Raw genomic sequence first — 2,241 nt, 5'->3', positions numbered from 1 at the left:
CCGGTGGACCCCGCTAACTTATTATGAGCTCACTGAGCTGGGCCAACTGGCGCCTCCATCTTGAAGAGGCCCCTCGCATTTGAGGTAAAAAATCTCGGGGATCTCAGCCGAACAGTGCGCCCAGCCCTGCCAGGGCGGCCTCCTCCTCTTCCTTCTCTTCCTTCTTCTCTTCCTTCTTCTCCTCCCTCTGCTCGACCGGCGCCTGGGCCGGGGCCGCGACGGGAGCTGCGGGCATCAGGCTGGCCTGGCTCACTATCTCGTCTATGTTCACGCCTGAGAGGGCTGTCACCAGCTGCTTTATCCTGGCCGGATCGGGTTCAGCCCCAGCGGCCCTCAGAACCTGCTCCAGGTCACCCGCCTCCACCTTCCTCTTCAGCTCATGCAGCATCAGGGCAGCATATATGTACTCCATTCCCATGGCCGCGCACCTCGCAACTCCGGCACCACACTATTTTAACATTACTACCCGAAGGCGCCGGGCCTCCTGATCCTCCTCCCCATCCTGAGGCCGAAGCCCCTGGTAACCCCTATCACGAACATCGCGACAAGCAGGACGGAGAAGGTGAATATCGAGAGGTAGAACACCCTGGTCTCGAAAGGGGTGACGACGACCGTGCTGTAGTAGTAAGAGGAGGTAGGGATGCTGAGTCTGGAGGAACCATCCGGCGTGAGATAGGAGAGCTTGTTGACCCTTATCCACTGCTTCCCCGTCACCTGGGTCTTGAGCGTCAGTATCATCTTCATGAAGCCCTGGGGCTTGATAGTGTCGCAGCTCAAACTGAGCCTTATGGACCTCTCCCCCGGCTCCCAGGTCGGCTGCTCGCAAACAACCCCCTCCCCCTTGTTCACAGTCGGCGGGCTGACCATGTAGAGGCCGGGGCTGAGCTCCATCTCCAGCTCCAGCTTCCTGGCATCACCGTTCCCCTTGTTGATCAGGTAGATTGAGAACTCCACCAGGGAGTTCACCGTGGTCACGTTCGGGGGGAAGTCCTCAACCCTCACGGAGAGCTCCGGCTTAACTATCGTGACGACGACCGGGGACTTCATGGTCGAGAGTATGGTCTTCTGGCCCTCCATGGGATCAACGTAAGTGACCTTGGCCGATCCGAAAGTGGCTATCCCCTCCCTCACGGCCCTTATCTTGTAGGAAAGCGCCAGCACGCTCCCAGGCTGCAAAGCGCTTGCTGACAGCTTCGTGTCCCCTGAGACGAGCTTGAACATGTCCCTGGGGAAGTCGTCCTCTATCACTACCTTGGTGGCGGCCGCCGTGCCGTTGTTGCCCACTATAACGTTCACCTCTATCGTCCCGTTCACCGGCACCGTGGAGGATGATATGCTCTTGGTGACGTAGAGCTTCGAGACCCCGGGCTGCCTGACGCTTATCGCGAACGACCTGGAGGACTCGTAGTACTTGTTCCTTATGTCGAAGTAGCCCACCGTTATGTTCACCCTGTATATGGTACCCCCCGATCCCTTCGGGATGACGATCCTGAACTCCACCTTATCGGTCCTGGCCTTGGGTGGCATCTCCCTCGTCACCACTATCGGGAAGGTCCTCCCGGCCACGGCTGATGGTGCCGTTATCTCCACCGGGAGGTCAGGGTTAACGCTCACCCTTATCGTCGCGTTGTACGCGGAGTCGGCCCCCGAGTTCTGGAGGTAGAAGCTGAAGGGGATGGGGGTGCCCTCATCGACCTCCATGTCCCCTGTTGGCCTCTCAGCCACTATCTGCACGTTCGGATTCCCCGTCCTGCCCTTGTACTTCAGTCCGAAGATTAGCCTGACGCTCTCGCTCGCTCTCTTATAGGCGTTTGGGTCGTACCTGTAGATCCTCGCGTTCCTAGTCGTGTTGACGCCCTCGTACCTGAAGTAAGTCCCGTACTCGGCCATGAAGCTCACGGTGTAATTCCCGTACTTGTACTCCCCCGGCCCGGCCGTGAAGGTGAAGCTCGCATTGTAAGATCTCCCGGGGTCCAGGCCCCCGAGGGAGAGGTTGGCGTAATTTGAGCTCAGGTAGGAGGGGGTCGGGACCGACTGGGTCAGGTTTATCGATCCCTCCCCATCGCTCCTCCCCCAGCTCACGTGCAGCTTGACCCACCTGACGGGGGCCGGTCCCTCGTTCCTCAGGGTGACCGGTATCGTGAGCTGGGAGCTGCCCGTGTCGAACTCCTTGAGCTTGGGGAAGCCCAAGATCAGGGTGAGGTTAGCGTCCGGGGAGTAAACGGAGTCCAGTATGTCATA

2 protein-coding genes are annotated in these 2,241 nt (G+C 59.3%); both read right to left on the bottom strand.

Translation table 11 applies throughout. The features are described from left to right. Positions 1–103 precede the first annotated feature (103 nt). Positions 104–412, bottom strand: coding sequence for a 50S ribosomal protein P1 (locus BA066_07765; protein RDD52797.1), 309 nt, complete (start codon positions 410–412; stop codon positions 104–106). Positions 413–462: 50 nt separating this feature from the next. Next, the coding region (locus BA066_07760; GenBank protein ID RDD52796.1) for a DUF11 domain-containing protein at positions 463–2,241 on the bottom strand (1,779 nt) is incomplete at its 5' end.

This window comes from Candidatus Korarchaeota archaeon NZ13-K, assembly GCA_003344655.1.
Taxonomy (GTDB): domain Archaea; phylum Korarchaeota; class Korarchaeia; order Korarchaeales; family Korarchaeaceae; genus Korarchaeum.
Note: the sequence above shows the minus strand (reverse complement) of the source record. Positions and strands in the feature narration are given on the sequence as shown.

Coding starts and splice junctions, on each gene's coding strand:
- BA066_07765 (RDD52797.1), bottom strand. CDS start 412: ATGGAGTACATATATGCTGCCCTGATGCTGCATGAGCTGAAGAGGAAG.